Annotated in this window: 1 protein-coding gene; it reads left to right on the top strand. The window is 69.9% G+C overall.

From position 1 onward, the window contains the following. On the top strand, positions 1-249 hold a 249-nt coding region (locus tag ACNQO6_RS18470; RefSeq protein WP_440209916.1), incomplete at both ends, for a rod shape-determining protein.

Below are 249 nucleotides of genomic sequence, written 5' to 3'. Positions count from 1 at the left end.
CGTCCGCGGCCGCAACCTGGCCGAAGGCGTACCGCGCAGCTTCACCCTGAACTCCAACGAGGTCCTCGAGGCCCTGCAGGAGTCCCTGGCGACCATCGTCCAAGCGGTCAAGAGCGCCCTCGAGCAATCGCCGCCGGAGCTGGCCTCGGATATCGCCGAGCGCGGCCTGGTGTTGACCGGCGGTGGCGCGCTGCTGCGCGACCTGGACAAGCTGCTGGCACAGGAAACCGGCCTGCCGGTGATCGTCGC

It is taken from the genome of Acinetobacter calcoaceticus, from assembly GCF_051947995.1.
Classification (GTDB): Bacteria; Pseudomonadota; Gammaproteobacteria; order Pseudomonadales; family Moraxellaceae; genus Acinetobacter.
The sequence above is the reverse complement of the archived record's forward strand: the minus strand, read 5'-3'. Positions and strand labels throughout refer to the sequence as shown.